Annotated in this window: 17 protein-coding genes; 6 read left to right on the plus strand and 11 right to left on the minus strand. The window is 54.0% G+C overall.

The window, feature by feature from the left end; translation table 11 throughout:
* Positions 1–57: 57 nt before the first annotated feature.
* Positions 58–2,433: an LPS assembly protein LptD gene (lptD, locus tag ACLBVC_RS09090; RefSeq protein ID WP_410149333.1), complete on the minus strand. Its 2,376-nt coding sequence runs from the start codon at positions 2,431–2,433 to the stop codon at positions 58–60.
* Positions 2,434–2,614: 181 nt separating this feature from the next.
* On the opposite strand from lptD, the gene djlA reads away from it, so the two are divergent.
* Complete coding sequence (gene djlA, locus ACLBVC_RS09095; protein WP_410149334.1) at positions 2,615–3,436, plus strand: co-chaperone DjlA; 822 nt, start codon at positions 2,615–2,617, stop codon at positions 3,434–3,436.
* A 62-nt stretch (positions 3,437–3,498) separates the two neighbouring features.
* Here the strand turns inward: djlA and rluA are convergent, their stop codons facing one another.
* The 3 genes from rluA to ACLBVC_RS09110 all read right to left on the minus strand — a co-directional run bounded on the left by rluA (position 3,499) and on the right by ACLBVC_RS09110 (position 9,795).
* Entirely contained in the window at positions 3,499–4,200 is a 702-nt protein-coding gene (rluA, locus tag ACLBVC_RS09100; RefSeq protein ID WP_410149335.1) for a bifunctional tRNA pseudouridine(32) synthase/23S rRNA pseudouridine(746) synthase RluA, read from the minus strand.
* 68 nt (positions 4,201–4,268) lie between these two features.
* Positions 4,269–7,166 carry an RNA polymerase-associated protein RapA gene (rapA, locus tag ACLBVC_RS09105; RefSeq protein ID WP_410149336.1) on the minus strand — a complete coding sequence of 966 codons (2,898 nt, stop codon included), beginning with the start codon at positions 7,164–7,166 and terminating at the stop codon, positions 4,269–4,271.
* A 223-nt stretch (positions 7,167–7,389) separates the two neighbouring features.
* A complete protein-coding gene (locus tag ACLBVC_RS09110; protein WP_410149436.1) occupies positions 7,390–9,795 on the minus strand; it encodes a DNA polymerase II in 2,406 nt (801 codons plus the stop codon).
* Positions 9,796–10,039: 244 nt separating this feature from the next.
* Between ACLBVC_RS09110 and ACLBVC_RS09115 the strand changes: the two genes are divergently transcribed.
* The 3 genes from ACLBVC_RS09115 to ACLBVC_RS09125 all read left to right on the plus strand — a co-directional run bounded on the left by ACLBVC_RS09115 (position 10,040) and on the right by ACLBVC_RS09125 (position 13,282).
* Positions 10,040–10,807: a DedA family protein gene (locus ACLBVC_RS09115; RefSeq protein WP_410149337.1), complete on the plus strand. Its 768-nt coding sequence runs from the start codon at positions 10,040–10,042 to the stop codon at positions 10,805–10,807.
* Positions 10,808–11,216: 409 nt separating this feature from the next.
* Positions 11,217–11,981, plus strand: a complete 765-nt coding sequence (locus tag ACLBVC_RS09120) for a nucleoside-specific channel-forming Tsx family protein (RefSeq protein WP_410149338.1) — start codon at positions 11,217–11,219, stop codon at positions 11,979–11,981.
* Positions 11,982–12,025: 44 nt separating this feature from the next.
* Entirely contained in the window at positions 12,026–13,282 is a 1,257-nt protein-coding gene (locus tag ACLBVC_RS09125; protein ID WP_410149339.1) for a nucleoside permease, read from the plus strand.
* Here ACLBVC_RS09125 and thiQ read toward each other — a convergent pair.
* The 4 genes from thiQ to sgrR all read right to left on the minus strand — a co-directional run bounded on the left by thiQ (position 13,272) and on the right by sgrR (position 18,534).
* Positions 13,272–13,985 carry a thiamine ABC transporter ATP-binding protein ThiQ gene (gene thiQ, locus ACLBVC_RS09130; RefSeq protein ID WP_410149340.1) on the minus strand — a complete coding sequence of 238 codons (714 nt, stop codon included), beginning with the start codon at positions 13,983–13,985 and terminating at the stop codon, positions 13,272–13,274. The genes ACLBVC_RS09125 and thiQ overlap by 11 nt on opposite strands.
* Positions 13,969–15,579: a thiamine/thiamine pyrophosphate ABC transporter permease ThiP gene (gene thiP, locus ACLBVC_RS09135; RefSeq protein WP_410149341.1), complete on the minus strand. Its 1,611-nt coding sequence runs from the start codon at positions 15,577–15,579 to the stop codon at positions 13,969–13,971. The genes thiQ and thiP overlap by 17 nt, the downstream gene beginning before the upstream one ends.
* The gene (thiB, locus tag ACLBVC_RS09140; RefSeq protein ID WP_410149342.1) at positions 15,555–16,538 is read right to left on the minus strand and encodes a thiamine ABC transporter substrate binding subunit; all 984 of its coding nucleotides are present in this window, start codon (positions 16,536–16,538) and stop codon (positions 15,555–15,557) included. The genes thiP and thiB overlap by 25 nt, the downstream gene beginning before the upstream one ends.
* 334 nt (positions 16,539–16,872) lie before the next feature.
* Positions 16,873–18,534 (minus strand): HTH-type transcriptional regulator SgrR, encoded by a 1,662-nt coding sequence (sgrR, locus tag ACLBVC_RS09145; RefSeq protein WP_410149343.1) that lies wholly within the window; start codon positions 18,532–18,534, stop codon positions 16,873–16,875.
* Positions 18,535–18,635: 101 nt separating this feature from the next.
* Between sgrR and sgrT the strand changes: the two genes are divergently transcribed.
* The gene (gene sgrT, locus ACLBVC_RS09150) at positions 18,636–18,821 is read left to right on the plus strand and encodes a glucose uptake inhibitor SgrT (RefSeq protein WP_410149344.1); all 186 of its coding nucleotides are present in this window, start codon (positions 18,636–18,638) and stop codon (positions 18,819–18,821) included.
* Positions 18,822–19,081: 260 nt separating this feature from the next.
* On the plus strand, positions 19,082–20,245 hold the full coding sequence (locus ACLBVC_RS09155) for an MFS transporter (protein ID WP_410149345.1): 1,164 nt from the start codon (positions 19,082–19,084) through the stop codon (positions 20,243–20,245).
* 59 nt (positions 20,246–20,304) lie between these two features.
* Here ACLBVC_RS09155 and leuD read toward each other — a convergent pair whose 3' ends face one another.
* The 3 genes from leuD to leuB are packed head-to-tail and all read right to left on the minus strand — an operon-like array spanning position 20,305 to position 23,411.
* A complete protein-coding gene (gene leuD / locus ACLBVC_RS09160; protein WP_195813714.1) occupies positions 20,305–20,907 on the minus strand; it encodes a 3-isopropylmalate dehydratase small subunit in 603 nt (200 codons plus the stop codon).
* A 10-nt stretch (positions 20,908–20,917) separates the two neighbouring features.
* Positions 20,918–22,318, minus strand: coding sequence for a 3-isopropylmalate dehydratase large subunit (leuC, locus tag ACLBVC_RS09165; RefSeq protein WP_410149346.1), 1,401 nt, complete (start codon positions 22,316–22,318; stop codon positions 20,918–20,920).
* Position 22,319: 1 nt separating this feature from the next.
* Positions 22,320–23,411, minus strand: coding sequence for a 3-isopropylmalate dehydrogenase (leuB, locus tag ACLBVC_RS09170; RefSeq protein WP_410149347.1), 1,092 nt, complete (start codon positions 23,409–23,411; stop codon positions 22,320–22,322).

Raw genomic sequence — 23,411 nt, forward strand, 5'->3', positions numbered from 1 at the left:
GCGGGTTTCAAGTTCACTGAGTTCGTAGAGTCTTAACTCATCAATCGTGGTATCGGCTTAGAAAGCGCGTTGATAAGGCAGTATGCCGCTGGCCAACATTTCTTTCGTTCCGAGGGTTTGATTGTTCCCCAGGCCTCTAAGTTCAATGTTGAATCCAATCTTATTGTCATACTTACTTTCTGACTTAACAGTATCGTAGTTGGTGATCTTACGTTCGTAACCCACGTTGATGGCCCAGCAGCAAGTGTTGTACTGCAAACCAATCAGCTGATCGGCAGATTGCTGTGCTTTCGTGTCGTAATAATAGGCCGCAACAATTGCCCAGCGGTCAGCAATCGGCCAGCTGGCGATCCCGCCCACCTGAGAAATACCATCCTGATAACCCGGGTTGGTCACGCTCGGCAGTGTCGCCTGAATATATTCCGGGCTGGCATAACGGTAGCTCAGCTGAACCATTCTTTCTGAGTCAGCGCGGTATTCCAGAACGGCATCGCCCAGCGCCAATGCATCTAAACGGGTGTCATACTGCACGCCGCCACGAACGCCCCAGAAGTCATTGATTTTGTAATAGCTGTCACCGGCCCAAACCAGACTACCTCTGTCATCACTTTTATCCAGAACACTGTTCACGTCACCCGTGCGTGGTGGCTGGAAGTAGTAAATCTGACCGGCAGACGCATTGAAGCGCTCTTCCAGATTTTCGTCGTAAATACGGGTTGTTAAACCGGTTGCCACCTGGTTTGCCGAAGCAATACGGTCCAGGCCGCTGTAGCTCTTATCGCGGAACAGACCGGTATAGTCGGACTGTAACAGCGTCGAGTCATAGGTATTAATCCCGCTCTGGTTACGATACGGAATGTACAAATATTGTGCGCGCGGTTCGAGGGTCTGTGTGTAATCACTGTTCCAGTCCATCGTCCGGTCGAAGACCATTTTGCCGTCGGTCTTGAACTCAGGCATCACACGGTTTACCGAAGAACGCAGTTTGGTATTCGGGTTCGCATCGTAATACGCATCCGGAATATCTTGCTGATAGTGTGTCGCCATCAGCTTCACTTCGTTATCCAGGCTTCCCCAGCCGTTACTCAGTGGCAGGCTCAGGGTCGGTTCGAAGTGAGTACGGACCGCTTCCGGGTTGTCAGGGTTAACGCTGGTGAATTTCACCGCCTGACCATAAAGATGCAGGTCGAAAGGCCCCACATCGTTTTTGTAATAGTTGATGTCCAGCTGTGGCTGGGCGCGGTAAGCGTTGCTGTTACCGTAGTCCGAGAACACCTGGAATTGTTTACTGGCCAGCGTCACATCCCAGTTTTCGTTGGCATAACCAACGCTAAACTTCTGGGTGGAATAGCCGTCAGTACTTGAACCGTATTTCGAGTCAAAATCGGTGAAGTAGTACGGATCACTGACCTTGGTGTAGTCGACGTTGAAGCGCCAAACCTGATCGTATACCCCGGCATGGCGCCAGTAGTACATCCATCGCTTGGTCTTATCGCTGGTCCGGTTCTCATCATCAACGTATTGCTGATCTATTTTCTTATCATTACCCAGATAATCGAACTCCATCAGACCTGCACCAGCCACGGTCAGATAGCGGAATTCGTTCTGCAATTGCAGACCACGGTTGCTCATGTAGTTCGGCGTGATCGTGGCATCGTAGTTTGGCGCGATGTTCCAGTACCACGGAACGGTCAGGCCGAAACCGTTGTTGCTGCTGTATTTGGCGTTCGGAATAAGGAAGCCCGAGCGGCGTTTGTCACCGATCGGCAACTGCATATACGGGCTGTAGAACACCGGAACCGGGCCGATATGGAAACGGGCGTTCCAGATTTCAGCCACTTCTTCCTGGCGGTCCTGAATCACTTCTGAACCCACCACGCTCCAGCTGTTATCGCCAGGCAGACAGGTCGTGAAAGTGCCGTTATCCATGATGGTGTAGCGGTTGTTGTCACGCTGCTTCATCTTGTCGGCATTACCACGCCCCTGACGGCCTACCATCTGGTAATCACCGTTCTGAACATCGGTATCTTTGGTGGTCAGGTTTGCAAAGCCTTTCGGCCCGTTCAGCTTGATCTGGTTATCGTTATAACGCACGTTCCCGGTCGCCGTGGCGGTACGGGTCGGGGTGGGCTGATTGGGATTGGCAATTTGGTTGAGCTGAACATGATCGGCATCGAGCGTACTGTTACCCTGAACGATATTCACGTTGCCGCTGAAAAGCGAGCTGTCAGGATAATTTCCGGTGGCCTTGTCGGCATTGATGGTCACAGGCAGTGAATTAGGATCACCCTGCACCAAAGGTTTGTCATAGGTCGGAACGCCGAGCATACATTGCTGCGCGAGGTCGGCCATTGCGCCGTGACTGTACAATACTGACCAGATTGTGGCAGCCAGCACTGTGGGTAAGCGTGTTTTCAGACGTCTGTTTTTCATACGTAAAATGGTGTTCCGTCATCAGAGGCATCATGCCGGCAAACGGTCAGAGACTATCTCACTCATCATGGTTGCGCTAGTGTTAAATCCAACCTGTTACGCTGTCGCCGTTAGGCACAACGATAAATGCCGGTTATGATAAAGCAATTTTTAAGCGACGGCATGGCGAATTGAGGAGTATATGCAGTATTGGGGAAAACTGCTCGGACTTATCCTGGGCTTATGGTCCGGTTTAGGCTTCTGGGGAATTGTTTCAGGGGTGTTGATAGGGCATATGTTTGATACCGCGCGTTCCGCGAAACGCCGGGGATATTTCGCCGATCAACAGACACGTCAAACCATCTTTTTCCGCACCACATTTGAAGTGATGGGGAATCTGACTAAATCAAAAGGCAGAGTGACCGAGGCGGATATACAAATCGCCAGTCTTTACATGGAACGTATGCAGTTGCACGGTGAGCAGCGTGAAGCCGCCCAGCGCGCCTTCCGCGACGGGAAAGAAGCAAATTATCCGCTGCGGGAAAAAATGCGGGCATTACGCAGTGCGTGTTTCGGTCGCTTTGATCTGATCCGGACTTTTCTGGAAATCCAGATCCAGGCGGCGTATGCCGACGGCTCTTTGCACCCGAACGAGCGCGAAGTGCTGTATGTGATTGCCGAAGAACTTAGGATTTCCCGCATGCAGTTCGATCAGTTCCTGCGCATGATGGAAGGCGGACAACAGTTCGGTGGAAGTCAGCAGGGCGGTCACTCTTATCGCGGCGGTTATCACCAGACGCAGCAAGGCCCGACGCTGGCCGATGCGTGTAAAGTGCTGGGCGTGAATGCCACGGACGACGCGACGACCATCAAACGGGCGTACCGCAAACTGATGGGCGAACATCACCCGGACAAACTGGTCGCAAAAGGTTTGCCGCCGGAAATGATGGAAATGGCAAAAGAGAAAGCGCAGTCGATTCAGGCCGCGTATGACCTGATCAAAAGAGAGAAAGGTTTTAAGTAATCTTCTCCAACGCAAAAGTAAAAGGCGCTGAATTCAGCGCCTTTTTTATTTCTTCCGGAAACTTAAAAATCCGGATCGCAGTTGAATACCAGCGGCGCGTCAGTGATCGGATGGTAAAACGACAGCTCCTGCGCATGCAATTGCAAACGGTCAGCGGCGGCCAGCGCCTGCGGATGTGCATAAAACTTATCGCCCAGAATCGGATGCCCGAGCGCCAGTAAATGCACGCGCAGCTGATGCGAACGCCCGGTAATCGGCCGGAGTTTGACACGCGTCGTACCGTCTTCATCCCAGGACATCACTTCATACTGCGTCAGCGCTTTCTTCCCGGTTTCATGGCAAACCTTCTGCTTTGGCCGGTTGGGATAATCGCAAATCAGCGGCAAATCTATAATGCCGTAATCTTCTTCGACCCGTCCCCAGACACGCGCGATATACACTTTCTTGGTTTCGCGTTCGCGGAACTGGCGTTTGAGTTCCCGCTCCGCGTCTTTGGTCAGCGCCACCACAATCACGCCGCTGGTCGACATGTCCAGACGATGCACCGATTCCGCTTCCGGAAATTGCTGCTGAATGCGCGTCATCAGGCTGTCCTGATGCTCGGCTAATTTGCCCGGCACAGAAAGCAACCCGCTTGGCTTATTCACCACCATGATGTGTTCATCCTGGAAAATCACCTGCAACCAGGGATCGGTCGGCGGATTGTAATTCTCCAGCGGCCGGGTTTTGGACGGTTCAGGCATTGTCGGTTGATGTTCGCTCATAGCGGTTTCAGTCTGCATTCAGGGTGAAATAAAAGAGGGGATGCAGAAGCGGCTGCATCCCGACAGGCTTACTGGTGGCTGACGACCACCAGACGGATCGCATCCAGACGCCAGCTGGCGTCATTGAGATTGGCCAGCACCTGCTTACGGTTTGAGTCTACCGATTCCAGTTCGTCATCGCGAATGTTCGGGTTCACTTCTTTCAGGGCTTTCAGACGATCCAGCTCTTTCGTCAGTTGCTCGTCCGCTTCAACTTTCGCCGCTTCAATCAGCGCACGTGCCTGCTCAGCAATTTCCGCTTCAGCCTGTTGCAGCATGGCGTGGACATCCTGCTGCACAGCATTCACCAGCTTGCTGGAGTTATGACGGTTGATGGCGTTCAGCTGGCGGTTAAAGCTTTCGAATTCCACCTGCGCGGCAAGGTTAGTGCCTTTGCGATCCATCAGCATGCGCACCGGCGTCGGCGGCAGGAAGCGGGTCAGTTGCAGGTGTTTCGGCGCCTGACATTCGACCACGTAAATCAGCTCTGCCAGCAAAGTACCGACCGGCAGCGCTTTGTTTTTCAGGATCGACACCGCACAGCTGCCGGTATCGCCGGAGAGGATCAGATCCAGACCGTTGCGCACGATCGGATGCTCCCAGCTGATGAATTGCGCATCTTCACGCGACAGCGCCTGTTCACGGTCAAACGTCACCGTACAACCGTCTTCCGGTAGGCCCGGGAAATCCGGCACCAGCATGTGATCGGACGGCGTCAGGACGATCAGATTATCGCTGCGATCGTCCTGATTGATGCCGACGATATCGAACAGATTCAGCGCGAAATTCACCAGATTGACGTCGTTATCCTGCTCGCCAATTTCTTTCGCCAGCTGCTGCGCACGTTCGCCGCCATTGGAATGCATCTCCAGCAGACGGTCGCGGCCATTTTCCAGCTTCTCTTTCAGCACGTCATGTTCAGCGCGGCATTTGAGAATAAAGTCGTCCAGACCTTCCTGTTCAGCCGGTGTGGCGAGGAACGTAATCAGCTGATCGTAAGCGCTGTCATAAATCGTCCGTCCGGTCGGGCAGGTATGTTCGAACGCATCCAGACCTTCGTGGAACCAGCGAACCAGCACCGACTGCGCGGTTTGCTCAAGGTAAGGCACCATGATGTCAATATTGTTTTGCTGGCCGATACGATCCAGACGGCCAATACGCTGCTCGAGCAGATCCGGGTTGAACGGGAGATCGAACATCACCATCTTGCTGGCGAACTGGAAGTTGCGACCTTCAGAGCCGATTTCAGAACACAGCAGAACCTGTGCGCCTTCTTCCTGAGAAGCGAAGTACGCGGCGGCGCGGTCACGTTCGATGATCGACAAACCTTCGTGGAACACGGCAGCTCGGATCGCTTCGCGTTCACGCAGAACCTGTTCCAGTTGCAGCGCCGTAGCGGCCTTGGCGCAAATCACCAGCACTTTTTCGTCACGGTTGGCGGTCAGATAACCGAGCAACCATTCAACGCGCGGATCGAAGTTCCACCAGGTGGCGTTTTCGCCTTCGAATTCCTGATAAATCTGCTCCGGATACAGCATGTCATGCGCACGGGCTTCGGCGGTTTTCTTCGCGCCCATAATGCCCGAGACTTTAATCGCGGTCTGATACTGCGTCGGCAGCGGCAGTTTCACCGAATGCAGATGGCGCTCCGGGAAACCTTTTACGCCGTTACGGGTATTACGGAACAGCACGCGGCTGGTGCCGTGGCGATCCATCAGCATGGAAACCAGCTGTTTCGCGGCGGCTTCGTCACCTTTATTGGCGGCGGTCAGCAGCGAGTCGGTGTCAGCATTGCCGACGCTTTCGCCCAGCAAGGCCAGCGCTTCCGGCGTCAGCGGCTCTTTGTTGAGCAGCAGCGTCACGGCATCTGCCACCGGCTGATATTGCTGTTGTTCTTCAAGAAATTCTTCGTAATCGTGGAAACGGTCCGGATCCAGCAAGCGCAGACGCGCAAAGTGACTTTCCTGGCCCAGTTGCTCCGGCGTTGCGGTCAGCAGCAGGACGCTCGGGATTTGCTGAGAGAGCTGCTCGATAACCTGATATTCGCGGCTTGGCGCGTCTTCGCTCCACACCAGATGGTGTGCTTCGTCGACGACCAGCATGTCCCAGGATGCATCGGACAGTTGCTCGAGGCGGGACTTGTTGCGGCGCACGAAATCAAGAGAACAGATAACCAGTTGCTCGGTTTCAAACGGGTTCGTCGCCTCATGCACGGATTCGGCATAGCGGTCGTCATCAAACAGAGAGAAACGCAGGTTGAAGCGGCGCAGCATCTCAACCAGCCACTGATGTTGCAGGGTTTCAGGCACCACGATCAGCACGCGTTCAGCGCGGCCGGACAGCAATTGCTGATGAATAATCATGCCGGCTTCGATGGTTTTACCCAGACCGACTTCATCGGCCAGTAAAACGCGCGGCGCATGACGCTGGCCGACTTCGTAAGCGATGTGCAACTGGTGCGGTATCAGGCTGGCGCGCATACCGCGCAGGCCGCCGAACTCCAGACGGAACTGCTCGCGCTGATATTTACGCGCACGGAAACGCAGGGCAAAACGATCCATGCGATCAATCTGACCGGCGAACAGACGATCCTGAGGTTTGCTGAATGTCAGTTTGCTGTCGAGCAGCACTTCACGCATGGCAACGCCGGTTTCTTCCGTATCCAGACGGGTACCGATATAGGTCAGCAGACCTTTGTCTTCAATGACTTCTACGACTTGCAGTTGCCAGCCTTCGTGGCAACTGATGGTATCACCGGGATTGAACATAACGCGGGTGATTGGGGAATCATTTCGGGCATACAAACGGTTTTCACCGGTGGCGGGGAAAAGCAGGGTAACCATGCGCACATCCAGCGCGACCACGGTTCCTAATCCTAATTCGCTTTCCGTATCGCTTATCCAGCGTTGACCCAATGTAAACGGCATAATCTCTCTCTGTGTTATTTGCTCTGTATACGATAACTGCGGCAGCGACTGCGCATTGCTCGCCATGCCTCTGATAATGCTTGGGCAATAGTTTTCTTTTCCCGTCAGCAGGCGGGAAGTGATTCACTGTGTGAGGATGATTCAGAAATGGGAAAGGGCGCTATGGTAATGGAAGGTAAGCGATTCGTCACCTTAGAATCACATCCGCAGCGCCTTCTTTTGCTTAAAATAACCCCATCTGACCTGTAATGAGTGTAGCAAAATCGTCATGAAGGAAAGGCAAAATGCCATCGGCCACCGGTTCCAGCTGGCGTTCGATGTAGTGATCGTAATCGACCGGTGACTGGCGGTTCTCCAGCGGCTCCGGCCCGGAGGTGGTCATCACGTAGCTTATCCATCCGCCGTTCTGGTACTGCTTTGCACGGCCATGCTCCACATTATAGTCATCCGCCAGTCGTGCAGCGCGGACGTGCGGCGGCACATTTTTCTCGTAATCACTGAGCTTGCGGCGCAGGCGTTTGCGGTACACCAGCTTGTCGTCCAGCTCGCCGTTGAGCGTGCGCGCCACATAATCGCGGACATAATCCTGATACGGCTGCTGATGGAAAATCCGCTGATACAACTCCTGCTGAAACTCCTGCGCCAGCGGCGTCCAGTCAGTGCGCACCGTTTCCAGTCCCTTATAAACGATGTGTTCGCCGTCGGCATCTTTCACCAACCCGGCATAACGTTTTTTACTGCCGGTTTCGGAACCGCGGATTGTCGGCATCAGAAAGCGTTGATAATGCGTTTCGAATTCCAGCTCCAGCGCGCTTTCCAGCCCGTACTCCTGCTGTAAATGGTTTTTCCACCAGGCGTTCACCTGCTCCACCAGACGGCGGCCAATCACATTGGCGTCTTCCTGCGTATGCGCTTTATTGAGCCAGACGAAGGTGGAATCCGTATCGCCGTAAATCACCTGATAGCCTTCGGCCTCAATCAGCTCGCGGGTCTGACGCATGATGTCGTGCCCGCGCAGCGTAATTGAAGAAGCCAGCCGCGGATCGAAGAACCGACAGCCGCTCGAACCCAGCACGCCATAAAAAGCGTTCATGATGATTTTCAGCGCCTGCGACAGCGGCTTGTTCTGGTGTTTTTTCGCGGCTTCGCGCCCCTGCCAGATCTGGCTGACGATTTCCGGCAGACAATGTTTTTCCCGCGAAAAACGGGCGTTGCGGTAGCCGGGAACAGAGTGTTCATCGTCGGGCTGTTGCAGCCCGGCCACCAGCCCGACCGGATCGATCAGGAATGTGAGGATAATCGACGGGTACAGACTTTTGTAATCGAGCACCAGCACGGAATCGTATAAGCCGGGGCGGGAATCCATCACGAATCCACCGGGGCTCATTTCCCCTTCCAGCTCGCCCAGATTAGGCGCGACATAGCCGGCACGGTGCATGCGCGGTAAATAGAGGTGCGTAAAGGCGGCGACTGAACCGCCGCTACGGTCGGCGGCCAGCCCGGTTACCGATGCGCGTTCAAGAAGAAACGGCATCAGTTCAGTTTTGGCAAAAATGCGCGTGACCAGCTCGCAGTCTTTCAGATTGTAACGTGCCAGCGCGGGTTTATTTTCGCGAAAGCGTTGCTCGATTTCGGCCAGACGCTGATACGGGTTATCGCTGGATTTGCCTTCGCCTAACAGACTTTGCGAGACGAATTCCAGGCTGAAAGAATTGAAGTTCCAGAAGGCGGATTTCAGGGCTTCGATACCGTCGATAATCAGACGCCCCGCAGCGGCGGCAAAAAAATGCCCCTGTTTGAAGCCGTGCTCGCGCCATTCAAGTTCACCGCCGCCCCGTCCGAATCTGAGCGGGATTTTGTAACGGTCGGCATGCTTTTGTAATACGCGCAGATCAAACTGTATGACGCTCCAGCCGATAATCGCATCCGGATCGTAAGTTTCCAGCCACTCGTTGAGTTTTTGCAGCAGTTGCGGACGGCTGTCGACGTATTCCAGATTGAAATCGAACTGACTGTCCGGGTAACCGTTCTGCGGCCCGAGCATATAAACGTGGCGCTGCCCGCAGCCTTCCAGCCCGATGCAGTACAGTTCGCCGTTACCGCTGGTTTCGATATCCAGAGAACAGAGTTTCAGCGGCGGGCGGTATTCCTGCGCTGGTTTCATTTTCGTTTCGAACAGCAGATTGCCCGGACCCGGTTTGCCGCTAAACCACACCGGCGCGGTGATATAACGCTCCATCAGAAAACGTTCCGGCGGACGGATATCCGCTTCATAGACCCTGACGCCATTCTCTTTTAACCGCTTTTCAATGCGCATTAACTGCCGGTGTTGCGGGCAATACAGGCCGAGAACCGGCCGGGAATGGAAATCCTGCAACGGTAATTCGCGCAAACTGACATTTTTTTCATCGGTCAGCAGACGTTCAGCCTGTGTGCGCTGTTCCGCCGGAATAAACGCCACCGACTCCTGCAACGGCAAACGAACTTTCTGCGGGCCGTCGTCAGTCGCCAGCCACAGTTCCACTTCCGTGCCACGCGGCGTGTCGCGCCAGTGGCGGGTCAGCACGAATCCCTGACGCGGTGCCGTGTCAGTGGTGCGTGTGGCGGAAGGAGTGGATTGTGCGTTAATAAGCGCCTCGGAAGCGGAATGAAAAAATCAATGACAGAGTATGGTTATTTATACAGTCTTTGTCCACGACTCTGGATTCTGCCAAATACGCATACAATTACTGGGTTGACGGCAATACTTCAGGCGCTGACAATTCAGCCGCTTGATGTATTTACTACAATCAAAGTTCAGAAAACTGACACTAGTCTCATTATTTATCCGTACTGATGCTCTATGCCTTTTGGGTCACAATTACTGGGAATTTATGGAAGCCTATTTACAACATCTGGTCGCTCAGTCGGTGGGCTTTGCTTTAATTATTGTCGCCGTGGTGGCTTTTTTCGAATCGCTGGCGCTGGTCGGGCTGATTCTGCCCGGCACGGTGATGATGGCGACACTCGGGACGCTGATCGGTAGCGGTCAGGTCGGCTTGTACGAAGCCTGGCTGGCTGCCGGACTCGGTTGCTTCTTCGGCGACTGGGCGTCTTACTTCATCGGGCGGCGTTTTAAAGAACCGCTACATCAGTGGAAATTCCTGCAACGCTATCAGTCATTGCTGGATAAAACCGGGCACGCGCTTGATCGTCACAGCTTTGCGACGGTGATTATTGGCCGCTTTATTGGGCCGACGCGTCCGCTGGTGCCGCTGGCTGCCGGTATGCTGAACCTTCCGCCGTATAAATTTGCGCCGCCGAATATCATCGGCTGTATCACCTGGCCGCCGGTCTATTTCCTGCCGGGAATTCTGGCAGGCGTCGCGATCGACATACCGACCGGCCACAACAGCGGGGTCTTCAAATGGATGCTGTTTGCGGCCTTCGTGCTGATCTGGCTGAGCGCCTGGCTTCTCTGGCGCTGGTTCCGTGCCGGAAAAGCCGCGCCGGACGCGATGACAAAATGGTTACCCTTGTCGCGGCTGCGCGTGGTTTGCGTGCTGGGTCTGGTTGCGACGGCGGTGAGCATCGTGATGCTCAGTAAACAGCCGATGATGCCGGTTTACGGACATCTGTTGTGGAAAGTGATTACCCGCTGACGGGAACGGCAATATCCTGCAAAAAGTCTTGTGCAGGATATTGCCGCATTATTTCGGTTTATATGAAAATAATATCGTCTGCTAATTGTTAGTGATAACGTGCCTTGGTAAACGTTTCGCCTTACTGTTTAATATTGATTTTATTTCCTTAATTTGAACTCACTCTCATATCTGACCGATAGTTTATTTCTTCTTTCGGTTTTAGTGTTTTGTGATGTTTTATAATGAATTGTTTTATATAGATAAAAATCCCTTTTGGGTGATTTATAGATAAAAGCTATAAATACCTCGCTAAATCAATATTGGTTTAGCCCTTTCCTCATCGTGAATACTCCCAGCGCTCGGATATTTGAATCTTATATGCACTTCTTTCCGGAATGTGCATTTCTGGCTAAGGGAATTAAGCACAGTGAAAAAATTAATTAAATATGCATTACCTCTGGCATTAACATTCTTACCCCCCGGCGCTCAGGCCGAGTATTTATGGGGTTTCTTTGATACCGGTTTGCATTATCTGGATTGGACGCAAAACACCACGCACAGAACCGGAATGAATTCGCATAAAGATGACTTTTTCTATCTTGAACTGGAAGGTGGTGCAGGATTTACCTGGGGTGAAACTTACGGTTTCTTCGATCTGGAAAATCCGCTGAATAAAGAACATGACCAGCCGGGAGATGAACAGCGCTATACCTTTAAAAGCACCAACCGGTTCTATCTGGGTAATTCAGGTTTTAATCTTTACGGCCATTTATACGGCACCTACGGCGCGCCGCTCGGCGTGCATTTCCATGATGTCATGGCGTTGTACGGAATAGGCTACAACATTAAAGCCGGTAACTTCTGGTATAAGCCTTTTATCGCGAAACGTTATACCGATCAGACGTATTACACCGGTGACAACGGCTATGTATTTGGCTGGGCGGCGGGGTATGACTTCACCGCCTGGGGTGAGAATTTCAGCCTGACCAACTGGACGGAATATGAGTTTGATCGCGCCGACCAATATGCTGCCGGTAACGGCGGTAAAGAAGGCGTCAACGGTGGCGCAGGTTTCTGGTGGAAGCCCAATTCCAGCCTGACGGTCGGATTACAGTATCGTTATGCGGATAATAAATTGGGTGAAAGTTTCCTCCAGGACGGAATTATCTACTCCATAAAGTATAACTTCTGATCTGCGCGCATCGCATTGTTCATGCTCTTCTGAAAGGAAATAAAATGACAATACAAATTCGGCTGAAAATTATGTTCTTCCTTCAGTTTTTTATCTGGGGTTCCTGGCTGGTGACGCTGGGTTCTTATATGATCAACACATTGCATTTTACCGGGGCGCAGGTGGGATTAGTTTACGGCGCTAAAGGTATTGCCTGTATTATTATGCCCGGCATCGTCGGTATTATTGCGGATCGCTGGGTAAAGGCCAATAAATTGTATGCGTTGTGTCATTTCTTCGGTGCGGTTGCCTTATTTACGGCGGCCGGCATTGCTGATCCCCATCTGATGTTCTTTGCGATGCTATTTAATGCCATGGTGTATATGCCGACCATCGCATTATCCAATACCATTTCCTATATTTGCCTTGAGAAGGCCGGGCTGGATACGGTAAAGAATTTCCCTCTGGTGCGCGTGTTTGGCACGGTCGGGTTTATTTTGGCCATGTGGGTTATCAGTCTTTCCGGTTTCGAGCTCAGCAATATTCAGCTGTATATCGCGTCGGGCATCTCGGTGGCGCTGGCTCTTTACGCGTTAACGCTGCCGGCTTGCCCGACGTCCGGCGTGAAAAAAGGCAGTTCGTGGGTGACCTTGCTGGGGCTTGATGCGTTTGTGTTGTTCCGCCAGAAGAAGATGGCCGTTTTCTTCCTGTTCGCCATGCTGCTGGGTGTTTCCTTGCAAATCAGCAACACGTTTGCCAGCCCGTTTATGCATGATTTCTACCGCAATCCGCTGTTCCACGACAGCCTGGTGGTGAAGTATCCGTCCATCCTGTTATCGATGTCCCAGATTGCAGAAGTCTTCTTTATTCTGACCATCCCGTTCTTCCTGTCCCGGTTCGGGATCAAGCGGGTCATGATGATCAGCATGGCGGCCTGGACGCTGCGCTTCGCACTGTTCGCTTTCGGCGACCCGTCGTTTGGCGGGATGATTTTCCTGTTGCTGTCGATGGTTGTTTACGGCTGCGCGTTCGACTTCTTCAACATTTCAGGGGCGATTTTTGTTGAAAAAGAAGTGGCGCATAACATCCGTGCCAGCGCTCAGGGCTTATTTATGACGATGGTGAACGGCGTAGGAGCCTATGTTGGCGCTATAGCCAGCGGGCATGTAGTTGACCACTTTACGGTAGATGGCGTGAAAGACTGGCAGAGTATCTGGCTTTCCTTTGCCGCTTATACCGTGGTTCTGGTGATCGTGTTTGCCTTCACGTTTAAGTACAAACATAACCCGGCAGAATTCGCCAAACCGGTTCTCAGCCACTGATATCCGGCCGCCGGATGCCCAGCACTTTGGCTTCCGGCGCGGTGCCGTCGGCCAGCGCCTGCGTCGGGCCATCGTAGAAAATCCGGCCATCCACAATCAGCAATGTGCGCGGCGCAATCCGCGCCGCATCGTCCAGATTGTGCGACACCATCAGCAGCGTGAGATTGCGCTGCTCACACACTTTATCCAGTAAACTCAGCATTTCGCTGCGCAGCGCCGGATCGAGCGCGGAAAACGGTTCGTCGAGCAACAAAATCGGCTGGCTGCGCAACAGACAACGCGCCAGTGCCACGCGCTGACGTTGCCCGCCGGAAAGCTGTGACGGCAGGCGTTCCAGGCAATCTTCCAGCCCAACCTGCCGGGCGATTTCCTCTAATGCCTGCTTTTGCTGCGCGCTGAGTTTCAGCCCCGGATGCAGCCCCAGCCCCATGTTCTGGCGTACGGTCAGATGCGAAAAAAGATTGTTTTCCTGAAACAGCATCGACACCGGACGTTTCGCCGGGGCCGTTGCGCTGTGATCGGCACCGTTCAGCAAAATCTGTCCGCTGACCGGCGTCAGAAAACCCGCCACCAGGCTGAGCAGGGTACTTTTCCCCGCACCGCTCGGGCCGAGGATCGCTACACGTTCACCCGCCGCAATGCGCAAATCAAAGCGCATCGGCAAATGCTCGTACAGATAGGTCAGTTTATTCAGCGTCAGCATGGCGGCCCGGTAATTTCTCAATCAGGGTAAATAACAGGAAGCATAGCAGCAGGAGTAAAAGTGCCGTGACCGCACCGTCCTGGCTGCGATAGGAACCTATCTGCTGATACAGATAAAACGGCAGCGTACGGAAATTCTCGTTGCCGAACAGCGCTATCACGCCGAAATCCCCGAGCGATAGCACACAGGCGAACGCCAGTGCCTGCGCAATCGGACGTTTTAGTGCACTGAGTTCTACACGGCGCAACCGCTGCCAGCCGCGCATATCCAGCGAAAGGCACAGCGGATTGGAGCGTTCGGCCACGTCGCGCATCGGGTTATCCAGCACTTTTAAAGCGTAAGGCACGGCCATCAGTGCGTTGGTTAAAATGACCAGCGGCCACGGTGATTGCGGCAATCCGGTAGTGTCACCGAGCAGCAGGAAAAATCCCGTGGCCAGCACGATGCCCGGCATCGCGAGGATCAGCATTCCGCTGAGATCCATGGCCTGCGCCCAGCCATTTTTCTGGCGTAAACGCAGCTCACGGCTGCTCCACAACAACATCATCGTCAGCAACACGCACAATAATCCGCTGCCCAGCGCGATACGGACTGACGTCCATAAAGCCTGCCACAGCGCGGGCTGTTGCAGCACGCTGATGGCGGCGCGATTTATACCATCGAAAACCACGGCCAGCAGCGGCGGCAGGATTAGCAGTAAAGCCAGGCCAATCAGCAGACCGTCGGTAATGCGGCGCAGCGGGGAATCGTCCGGATTGCGCCAGCTGTGAGCCTGCGTTTGCCCGACCGGCAGCGCCTGACTCAATTTCTGACTGAGCAAGACCAGCGCCAGACAGCAAAACAGCTGGATCAGCGCCAGCGTGGCGGCACGGCCTAAATCGTAGTCGTAACTCAGTGCCTGATAGATCGCCAGCTCAATGGTGGTCGCCTGCGGGCCGCCGCCGAGGGAAAGGACTGTCGCAAAGCTGGCGAAACACAGCATAAAAATCAGCGCCGCCGCCGGGAAAATCTGGCGACGCAGCGCGGGCCATTCAACAAACCGGAACTGGTGCCACCTGTTCATCCCCAGCTGAGCCGCCAGCTGGCGCTGCTCAACCGCGATATCTTCCAGCGCCTGCAACAAAAGGCGCGTTGCCAGCGGCAGATTGAAAAATACGTGCGCCAGCAAAATGCCCTGCAAACCGTACGGCGAAAAATGGTAATCCACGCCCAGCCAGCCGTAAATCTGCGCCAGCCAGCCCTGTCTGCCGTACACGCTGAGAATGCCGAACACCGCAACTAAAACCGGCAATACCAGCGTCATCGCGCACAACCGTAATAACAGCTGACGGCCGGGAAAACGGCGGCGGAAGAGGGCGCGCGCCAGCAAAATGGCGGGCAGCACCGAGCAGAGCGCCGAAAGCAGCGCCTGCCAGAAGGTGAAGCGGATGACGTGCCAGAGATACGGATCCTGCCACAGTGATGCGCCGCTCATTTGTGGCGCATGACGCCACAATGAGCCTAACGCCAGCGCGGCAACCAGCAGCATCGCCAGCGATGCCATCGCGCCCGGCCACAGCCAGCGGGGGATCAACGGCTGACGGCGTTTTGCCATGCCTTAATCCATTCGCTGCGGTGAGAAGCCACATCCTGTGCGCTGTATTGCAGGGATTTCGCCGGTACGGTCAACTGTTTAAAGGCATCAGGCAATGGCGTGCTGATCACCGGATACATCCAGTTGCCGGTCGGAATGACTTTCTGGAAATCTTCAGTAGTGACGAATTTCATGAACTGTTCGGCCAGTTTTGGCTGTTTGCTGCTGGCCAGCTGACCGGCGACTTCCACCTGCATGTAATGACCTTCGGTGAAGTCAGCGGCGGCGTAATTGTCCTTCTTCTCTTCGACAATGTGATACGCCGGGGAAGTGGTGTAGCTCAGCACCAGATCGCTTTCGCCTTTGAGGAACAGGCCGTAAGCCTCGCTCCAGCCTTTGGTGACGGTCACGGTTTTCGCCGCCAGTTTTTGCCAGGCTTCAGGCGCTTTATCGCCATAGACTTTTTGCATCCACAACAGCAGGCCAAGGCCCGGCGTGCTGGTCCGCGGATCTTCGTAAATCACTTTCCACTTCTGGTCGCTGTTGATCAGCTCATCGAGGCTTTTAGGCGGATTTTTCAGTTTGTTTTTGTCATACACGAACGCGAAATAACCGTAGTCGTAAGGCACAAACGTCGTGTTATTCCAGCCACCCGGCACCGTCAGTTTAGCATCGGTTTTCGGTGCTTTGGCAAACAGGCCGGTTTGCTCGGCCGCCTGCAACAGGTTGTTATCCAGACCGAGCACTACGTCCGCTTTAGTGTTTTTTCCTTCCATCCGCAGACGGTTCAGCAGCGACACGCCATCTTCCAGCGCGACATATTTGAGTTCGCAGCCGCACTGTGCCTCAAAGGCTTTTTTGATGGCCGGGCCGGGGCCCCATTCGGCAGAGAAGGAATCGTATGTATAAACCGTCAGAACGGGTTTTGCAGCAAAGGCAGATGCAGAAAGTAACAGCAGGCAGGGCAATAATTTTTTCAACTTTGCGCTCCAAAAAAGAAAAGGGGCAAAGGATTTTGAGTGAGCATCGCACAGTCTCAAATCCCTCCGCCGGGGTTAACCGGATCAGGTTCGACGGGTATACTCTCAGCCTTTTAAACATGCTGCGCGTGTGTAGATCGGGCGTCGTGCAGTGCTCGAAATGCTCACGTACTTTGTGTACGCTCCGCTTTCTGTGCGCTGGACTTCACCCGCTGAACACGCGCTCGCGGCGTTTAAAAATCGAGGTCATTCTTCATTACAAAAGAAGTCACTCGGGCACCCCGTTGAGAACGGATGTCATTCTAGTGATTAACGGCGCAATGCGATAGTCCGATTAACTGTCGGGCGGTGCGAACCAGGCAGATTTGAAGTCGAACCAGCCGAGGGTGTTCATCCGAACGCCGCGCATACTGCGCTGGCCTTGCAAAACCAGCCAGTGATGGAACAGCGGATGAATATGATGGCTGGCGATCTGCTTCTGACTCCAGTCGGCGATCGAGAGTTTTCCGGCGTGCCATAACGCGGCGTCTTCTCCCATCGTTTGCGGGAAACAATACGCCAGCAGCGGCAGTTCGTAGAAGGAGGCAAACAGCGAAAACTCCAGCGGCAACGTGAAGTTGGCACTGCCCAGCCACAGATCAGTTTTCACGCCGCCGCGATACCACACCGCATAATCGACAATCTGAATCACCAGCTCAATGCCTTCTGCCGCCAGCAGCGGACGCAGTGCATTGCAGATAGCGTGATGCTCCGAGTGCTCGTTATAAAACGTCAGCGTGACCTGCGTCAGACCGTCAGGTTTGGGCGGGTGGGGAAGCAGCGCTTTATGATGCCAGCGCGGCAACAGGCCGTAAGCCGGAGACCAGTAACGCTGATAAACCGGCTCGGCGGCGTTGAGCAGCGCAATCGGATTGAACAAATCGCACAGCCACTGGCGCGTTTGTGCGTTTTGGCCGACCGGCGAACGCTGGTCGAAAAGCAGAAAATAACAGCCTTCCTCAAGGCGGCTTTCAAGCTCGCTTTTGCCGGATTCGTCAGCCTGAAGTTGGACGCCGGAATGCACCAGTTCCTCACTGAGTTCAGGTAAAACCCAGATAATGACCTCATCGATCAGCGCCCGGAATCCAAAATATTCGTCAAATGCGCGGATCCGCAGCTGCGTTTTCTGATTTCGTACCACGGCATACGGGCCGGTTCCCACCGGATGGCGGGCAAAATCGGGCAATGACTCCCACTCCTGTGGCAGGATCGTCGCATGGATATTCCCGAACAGCCACGGCAGCCAGTGGTCGGGCGCGTTCAGATGGATGTCGATGACGTTTGGCGTCGGTGAGATCACCGAGACGATATTGCCGAATAAGCGGTGAGATTTGAGACGCGCGAAGGTGGTAATAATATCGGCCATTTCCAGCTCACGACCGTGATGAAAATGAATGGCCGGACGCAGATAAAACCGCCAGTGCAGCGGAGAGATTTCCTGCCAGTGATGAGCCAGATCGCCTTCTACTTCCCCGTTTTCCTCATTTATGCGTGTCAGCCCGCTGAAAATCTGTCGCGCGATGTGCGTTTCTGAGCGGCGTAACATAGTGCCGGGCAGCAGGTTAAACAGCGGGCGATAATACAGCACGCGCAGGATATGTTTGCCCTGACGGAAGCTGCGTCCCAGCTGGGATAACAGCATCTGGCGCACCATGCTTTTATCACCAACCAGCTGTACCAGCTGATCAATCCGGTCCTGCTCAAGCAGTTCTTCGGCGCGTTGCTGCTGGAGCGCCAGGCCGGTGTACAAAAAAGTGAGCTTTGACCGCTTACCGCGCCCGGCTTCGGCATCCCAGCTGAGCCAGCCCTGTTCCTGCATGGTGCTGAGCAATGACCGCATATGCCGCCGCGAGCAGTTCAGGATTTCCGATAACGCCAGCAAGGTCGTCTCGGTTTCTTCGCCGTGGCAGCTTTGCCACAATCTGATGAACTGCTGTTGCAAACGGGACGAGGTCATAAAAGAGGAACTCCGGAGGAAATCTCATCAATTTATCTTTCCTCATATTACCCCGATACTGATCTCCAACGAAAGCCAGTCATGAAGATCAGGAGGTCATCATGAAAAACTCTTTAACTGCCCGTTTCTATCAGCGTTACTTCTCTGCCATCAGCAGAAATGCGGTCAGAAATCATGCTGACTGGCTGTCATGGGTTCCGGTGGAATACCGTTTAGACATTCTCTCACGTCTGACGCAGTGGGACATCGCCTCGCAGGACGATGAGCAATACCGCCGTCATTTATAACCCGCAGGTGCGGCCAGATTCAAATTTCTGAGTAATGGTGTAATGTCACCAGCCAGTGGGGTAACTCACTGGTTTTTTTCTATTCATTATCCCCTTCACACTTTGAGCCGCAGATGCGTTGGCCGCTCTTGCTCACCCGAATCACTGACTCACGTCAGCTCAACGGGATTCGCGCGTTTGCCACCTTCCTGCAACTCGAATTGTTTTGGGTATACACTGTATCTTTCGTTGTAAGACTTTCATTTCTCAGGGATGGCGTTATGTCTAAACCTCGTATTAATGCAATTTATGTCACCTTTCTGGTGGTGTCCTTGCTGTGTGGTGTCGCGGGCGCGTTGCAGGCACCGACGCTTAGCCTGTTTCTGACCAATGAAGTGAAAGTCCGGCCAATGTGGGTCGGTTTCTTTTATACCGTCAACGCGATTGCCGGGATTGCGATCAGCTTTCTTCTGGCGAATCGTTCGGATAACAAAGGCGACCGCCGCAAGTTATTGATGTTTTGCTGCCTGATGGCCATCGGCAACAGTCTGGTGTTTGCTTTCAGCCGTGATTATCTGGTGCTTATTACCGTCGGGGTTTTGCTGGCAGCCATCGGGAATGCGGCGATGCCACAGTTGTTTGCACTGGCGCGTGAACACGCCGACCGTTCATCCAGCGAAGTCGTCATGTTCAGCTCAATGATGCGTGCGATGCTCTCGCTGGCGTGGGTGCTGGGTCCGCCGTTGTCATTCATGCTGGCGCTGAATTACGGTTTTACGCCGATGTATCTGAGTGCGGCCGCGGTGTTTGTCGGCAGCATTCTGATGATTGCATTTTTCCTGCCGTCCGTACCACGCCTCGAACAGCCGGTGGATGAAAAAGTCGTGCCGGTCAGCGCGTGGCGGAACAAAGATGTGCGTCTGCTGTTTTTCGCGTCATTGCTGATGTGGACGTGCAATATCATGTACATCATTGATATGCCACTGTATATCACCAGTGATTTGGGTTTGCCGGAAGGGCTGGCAGGCTTGCTGATGGGAACGGCTGCAGGGCTGGAAATCCCGGCTATGCTGTTGGCTGGCTATCTGGTTAAGCGTTTTGGGAAACGCAAACTGATGTTGTATGCGGTGGCGAGCGGGGTGATTTTCTATGCCGGTCTGGTGGCGTTCCCGTTTAAAGCCGCACTGATGATCCTGCAACTGTTTAACGCGATTTTCATTGGCATCGTGGCGGGTATCGGGATGCTGTATTTTCAGGATCTGATGCCGGGTCGCGCGGGTTCGGCGACCACATTATTCACCAACAGTATCTCGACCGGCGTGATTTGCGCAGGTTTGCTTCAGGGCGTGATCGTGGAGAACTTCGGCCATTATCCGGTGTATTGGGCGGCGACTATTCTGGCGGTTCTGGCGCTCGGCCTGATGTGTAAAGTCAAAGACGTCTGATCGCACTGAAAAGAAAAACCCGCGAAGCTCGCGGGTTTTTTATGCCTGAAGCACGGTCATCAGTGCATAAATGCAGGCTGATTTTTCTCGTAGCCGGAGATGTTCTCTTCGTGCTGCAAGGTCAGGCCGATGCTGTCCAGACCGTTAATCATGCAATGGCGGCGGAAGCTGTCGATGACAAACGGATAGCTTTTGTCACCGGCTTTCACGGTTTGCGCTTCCAGATCCACTTCAAACTGAATGCCTTCGTTATCTTTCACCAGCTGGAAAAGCTCATCAACTTCCGCTTCGCTCAGCGTGATGGGCAGCAACTGGTTATTGAAGGAGTTGCCGTAGAAGATATCGGCAAAGCTCGGCGCGATGACCGCGTGGAAACCGTAGTCGGTCAGCGCCCACGGCGCATGTTCACGGGACGAGCCGCAACCAAAGTTTTCGCGTGCCAGCAAAATACTTGCACCTTTGTAGCGCGGTTTGTTCAGCACGAAATCCGGGTTAGGCACCTGACCGGCATCGTCCAGAAAACGCCAGTCGTTGAACAGGTGCTGGCCGAAGCCGGTGCGGGTGACTTTCTGCAAAAACTGTTTCGGGATAATCGCATCGGTATCGACGTTTGCTGCATCCAGCGGAACCACCAGACCGATGTGTTGGGTAAATTTAGCCATGGTGTTTTCCTCAGTTCAGTTCACGGATATCAGCGAAGTGGCCGGTGACCGCCGCAGCGGCAGCCATTGCCGGGCTGACCAGATGTGTGCGTCCACCACGGCCCTGACGGCCTTCGAAGTTACGGTTGCTGGTGGACGCGCAGCGTTCGCCTGGTTCCAGACGGTCGTTGTTCATCGCCAGACACATGGAGCAGCCCGGCAGACGCCATTCAAAACCGGCTTCGATGAAGATCTTATCCAGACCTTCTTCTTCCGCCTGCGCTTTGACCGGACCTGAGCCTGGCACCACAATCGCCTGCACGCCGGTCGCTACTTTGCGGCCTTTGGCAATGGCTGCGGCGGCGCGTAAATCTTCGATACGTGAGTTGGTGCATGAACCGATAAAGACTTTGTCGATGGCGACGTCGGTCAGTTTAATGCCCGGCTGCAAATCCATATACGCCAGCGCTTTTTCAGCGGAAGCGCGTTCTACCGGATCAGCAAATGAAGCAGGGTTTGGGATCACCTGATTAACCGCCATCACCTGACCCGGGTTGGTGCCCCAGGTCACCTGTGGCGCGATTTCAGAGGCGTTCAGCGTCACGATGGTGTCGAATTTCGCGCCGTCTTCGGTTTTCAGGGTTTTCCAGTATTGTACCGCGGCGTCCCAGTTCTGCTCTTTCGGCGCAAACTGGCGGCCTTTCAGATAAGCAAACGTGGTTTCATCCGGCGCAACCAGACCAGCTTTCGCACCCATTTCAATCGCCATGTTGCACAGGGTCATACGACCTTCCATGCTCAGCGCTTCAATGGCTTTACCGCAGAATTCGACCACGTGGCCGGTACCACCCGCGCTGCCGGTTTTACCGATAATAGCCAGCACGATGTCTTTCGCCGTGATGCCCGCAGGCGCTTCGCCGGTGACCTCAATTTTCATGGTTTTCGCGCGGCCCTGTTTCAGGGTTTGCGTCGCCAGAACGTGTTCAACTTCTGAGGTGCCGATACCGAAAGCCAGTGAGCCGAACGCGCCGTGCGTCGCGGTATGGGAGTCGCCGCAGACGATGGTCATACCCGGCAACGTCATACCCTGCTCAGGGCCGATGACGTGAACGATGCCCTGGAACGGGTGGTTCAGGTCATACAACTGCACGCCAAATTCGGCACAGTTTTTGATTAATTCCTGCATCTGAATGCGCGCCATTTCGCCGCTCGCATTGATGTCTTTGGTTTGCGTGGATACGTTGTGATCCATGGTCGCAAAGGTTTTGCCCGGCTGACGCACAGGACGCCCCATTGCTCGCAGGCCATCGAATGCCTGCGGAGAGGTCACTTCGTGAACCAGATGGCGGTCAATATATAACAATGGCGTTTCGTTTTGCGCTTCGTAAACCACGTGAGCATCAAACAATTTTTGGTACAGAGTCTTGGCCATGTTATGCCCCTTCTTTCACAAAGCGGGCAATAATGTCGCCCATTTCACTGGTGCCCAACGCCTGCTGGCCGTTCGCCAGATCGCCGGTGCGGTGACCTGCTTCCAGCGCTTTATTCACGGCCTGTTCGATTGCATTTGCCGCGTCATCTGCGCCCAGGCTGTAACGCAGCAACAACGCTGCAGACAGGATTTGTGCAATCGGGTTAGCGATATTTTTACCGGCGATATCCGGCGCTGAACCGCCTGCCGGTTCGAACAATCCAAACGCCTGTTCGTTCATGCTGGCAGAAGGCAACATGCCCATAGAACCTGTGATCATCGCGCATTCGTCAGACAGGATGTCGCCAAACAAGTTGGAACACAGCAGCACATCAAATTGAGACGGATCTTTAATCAGCTGCATGGTCGCGTTGTCGATGTACATGTGGCTCAGGCTGACATCCGGGTAATCTTTCGCGATTTCGTTAACCACTTCGCGCCACATAATAGAGGTCTGCAACACGTTGGCTTTATCGATGGAGGTCACTTTGCTGCGGCGTTTGCGCGCAGATTCAAACGCGATACGTGCAATACGTTCAATTTCAAAGCGGTAATAGACTTCGGTATCAAATGCTTTTTCGTGCTGACCCTGACCTTCGCGGCCTTTCGGCTGACCGAAGTAGATACCGCCAGTCAGTTCACGTACGCACAGAATGTCGAACCCTTTTGCGGCAATGTCGGCACGCAGCGGACAAAACTCTTCCAGACCCTGATACAGACGGGCAGGGCGCAGGTTGCTGAACAATTTGAAGTGCTTACGCAGCGGCAATAATGCGCCACGCTCAGGCTGATCGTTTGGCGGCAAATGTTCCCATTTCGGTCCGCCGACGGAGCCAAACAGAATCGCATCAGCCTGTTCGCAACCCGCAACGGTGGCTTGCGGCAACGGGCTGCCGTGTTTATCGATGGCTGCGCCACCGACGTCATATTCGCTGGTCGTAATTTTCAGGCCAAAACGCTGACGCACTGCGTCCAGAACTTTATAGGCCTGGGCCATAACTTCAGGGCCAATTCCGTCTCCGGGTAAGACGGCAATATGATGGGTCTTGCTCAT

It is taken from the genome of Rahnella selenatireducens (assembly GCF_046449555.1).
GTDB classification, from domain to species: Bacteria; Pseudomonadota; Gammaproteobacteria; order Enterobacterales; family Enterobacteriaceae; genus Rahnella; species Rahnella selenatireducens.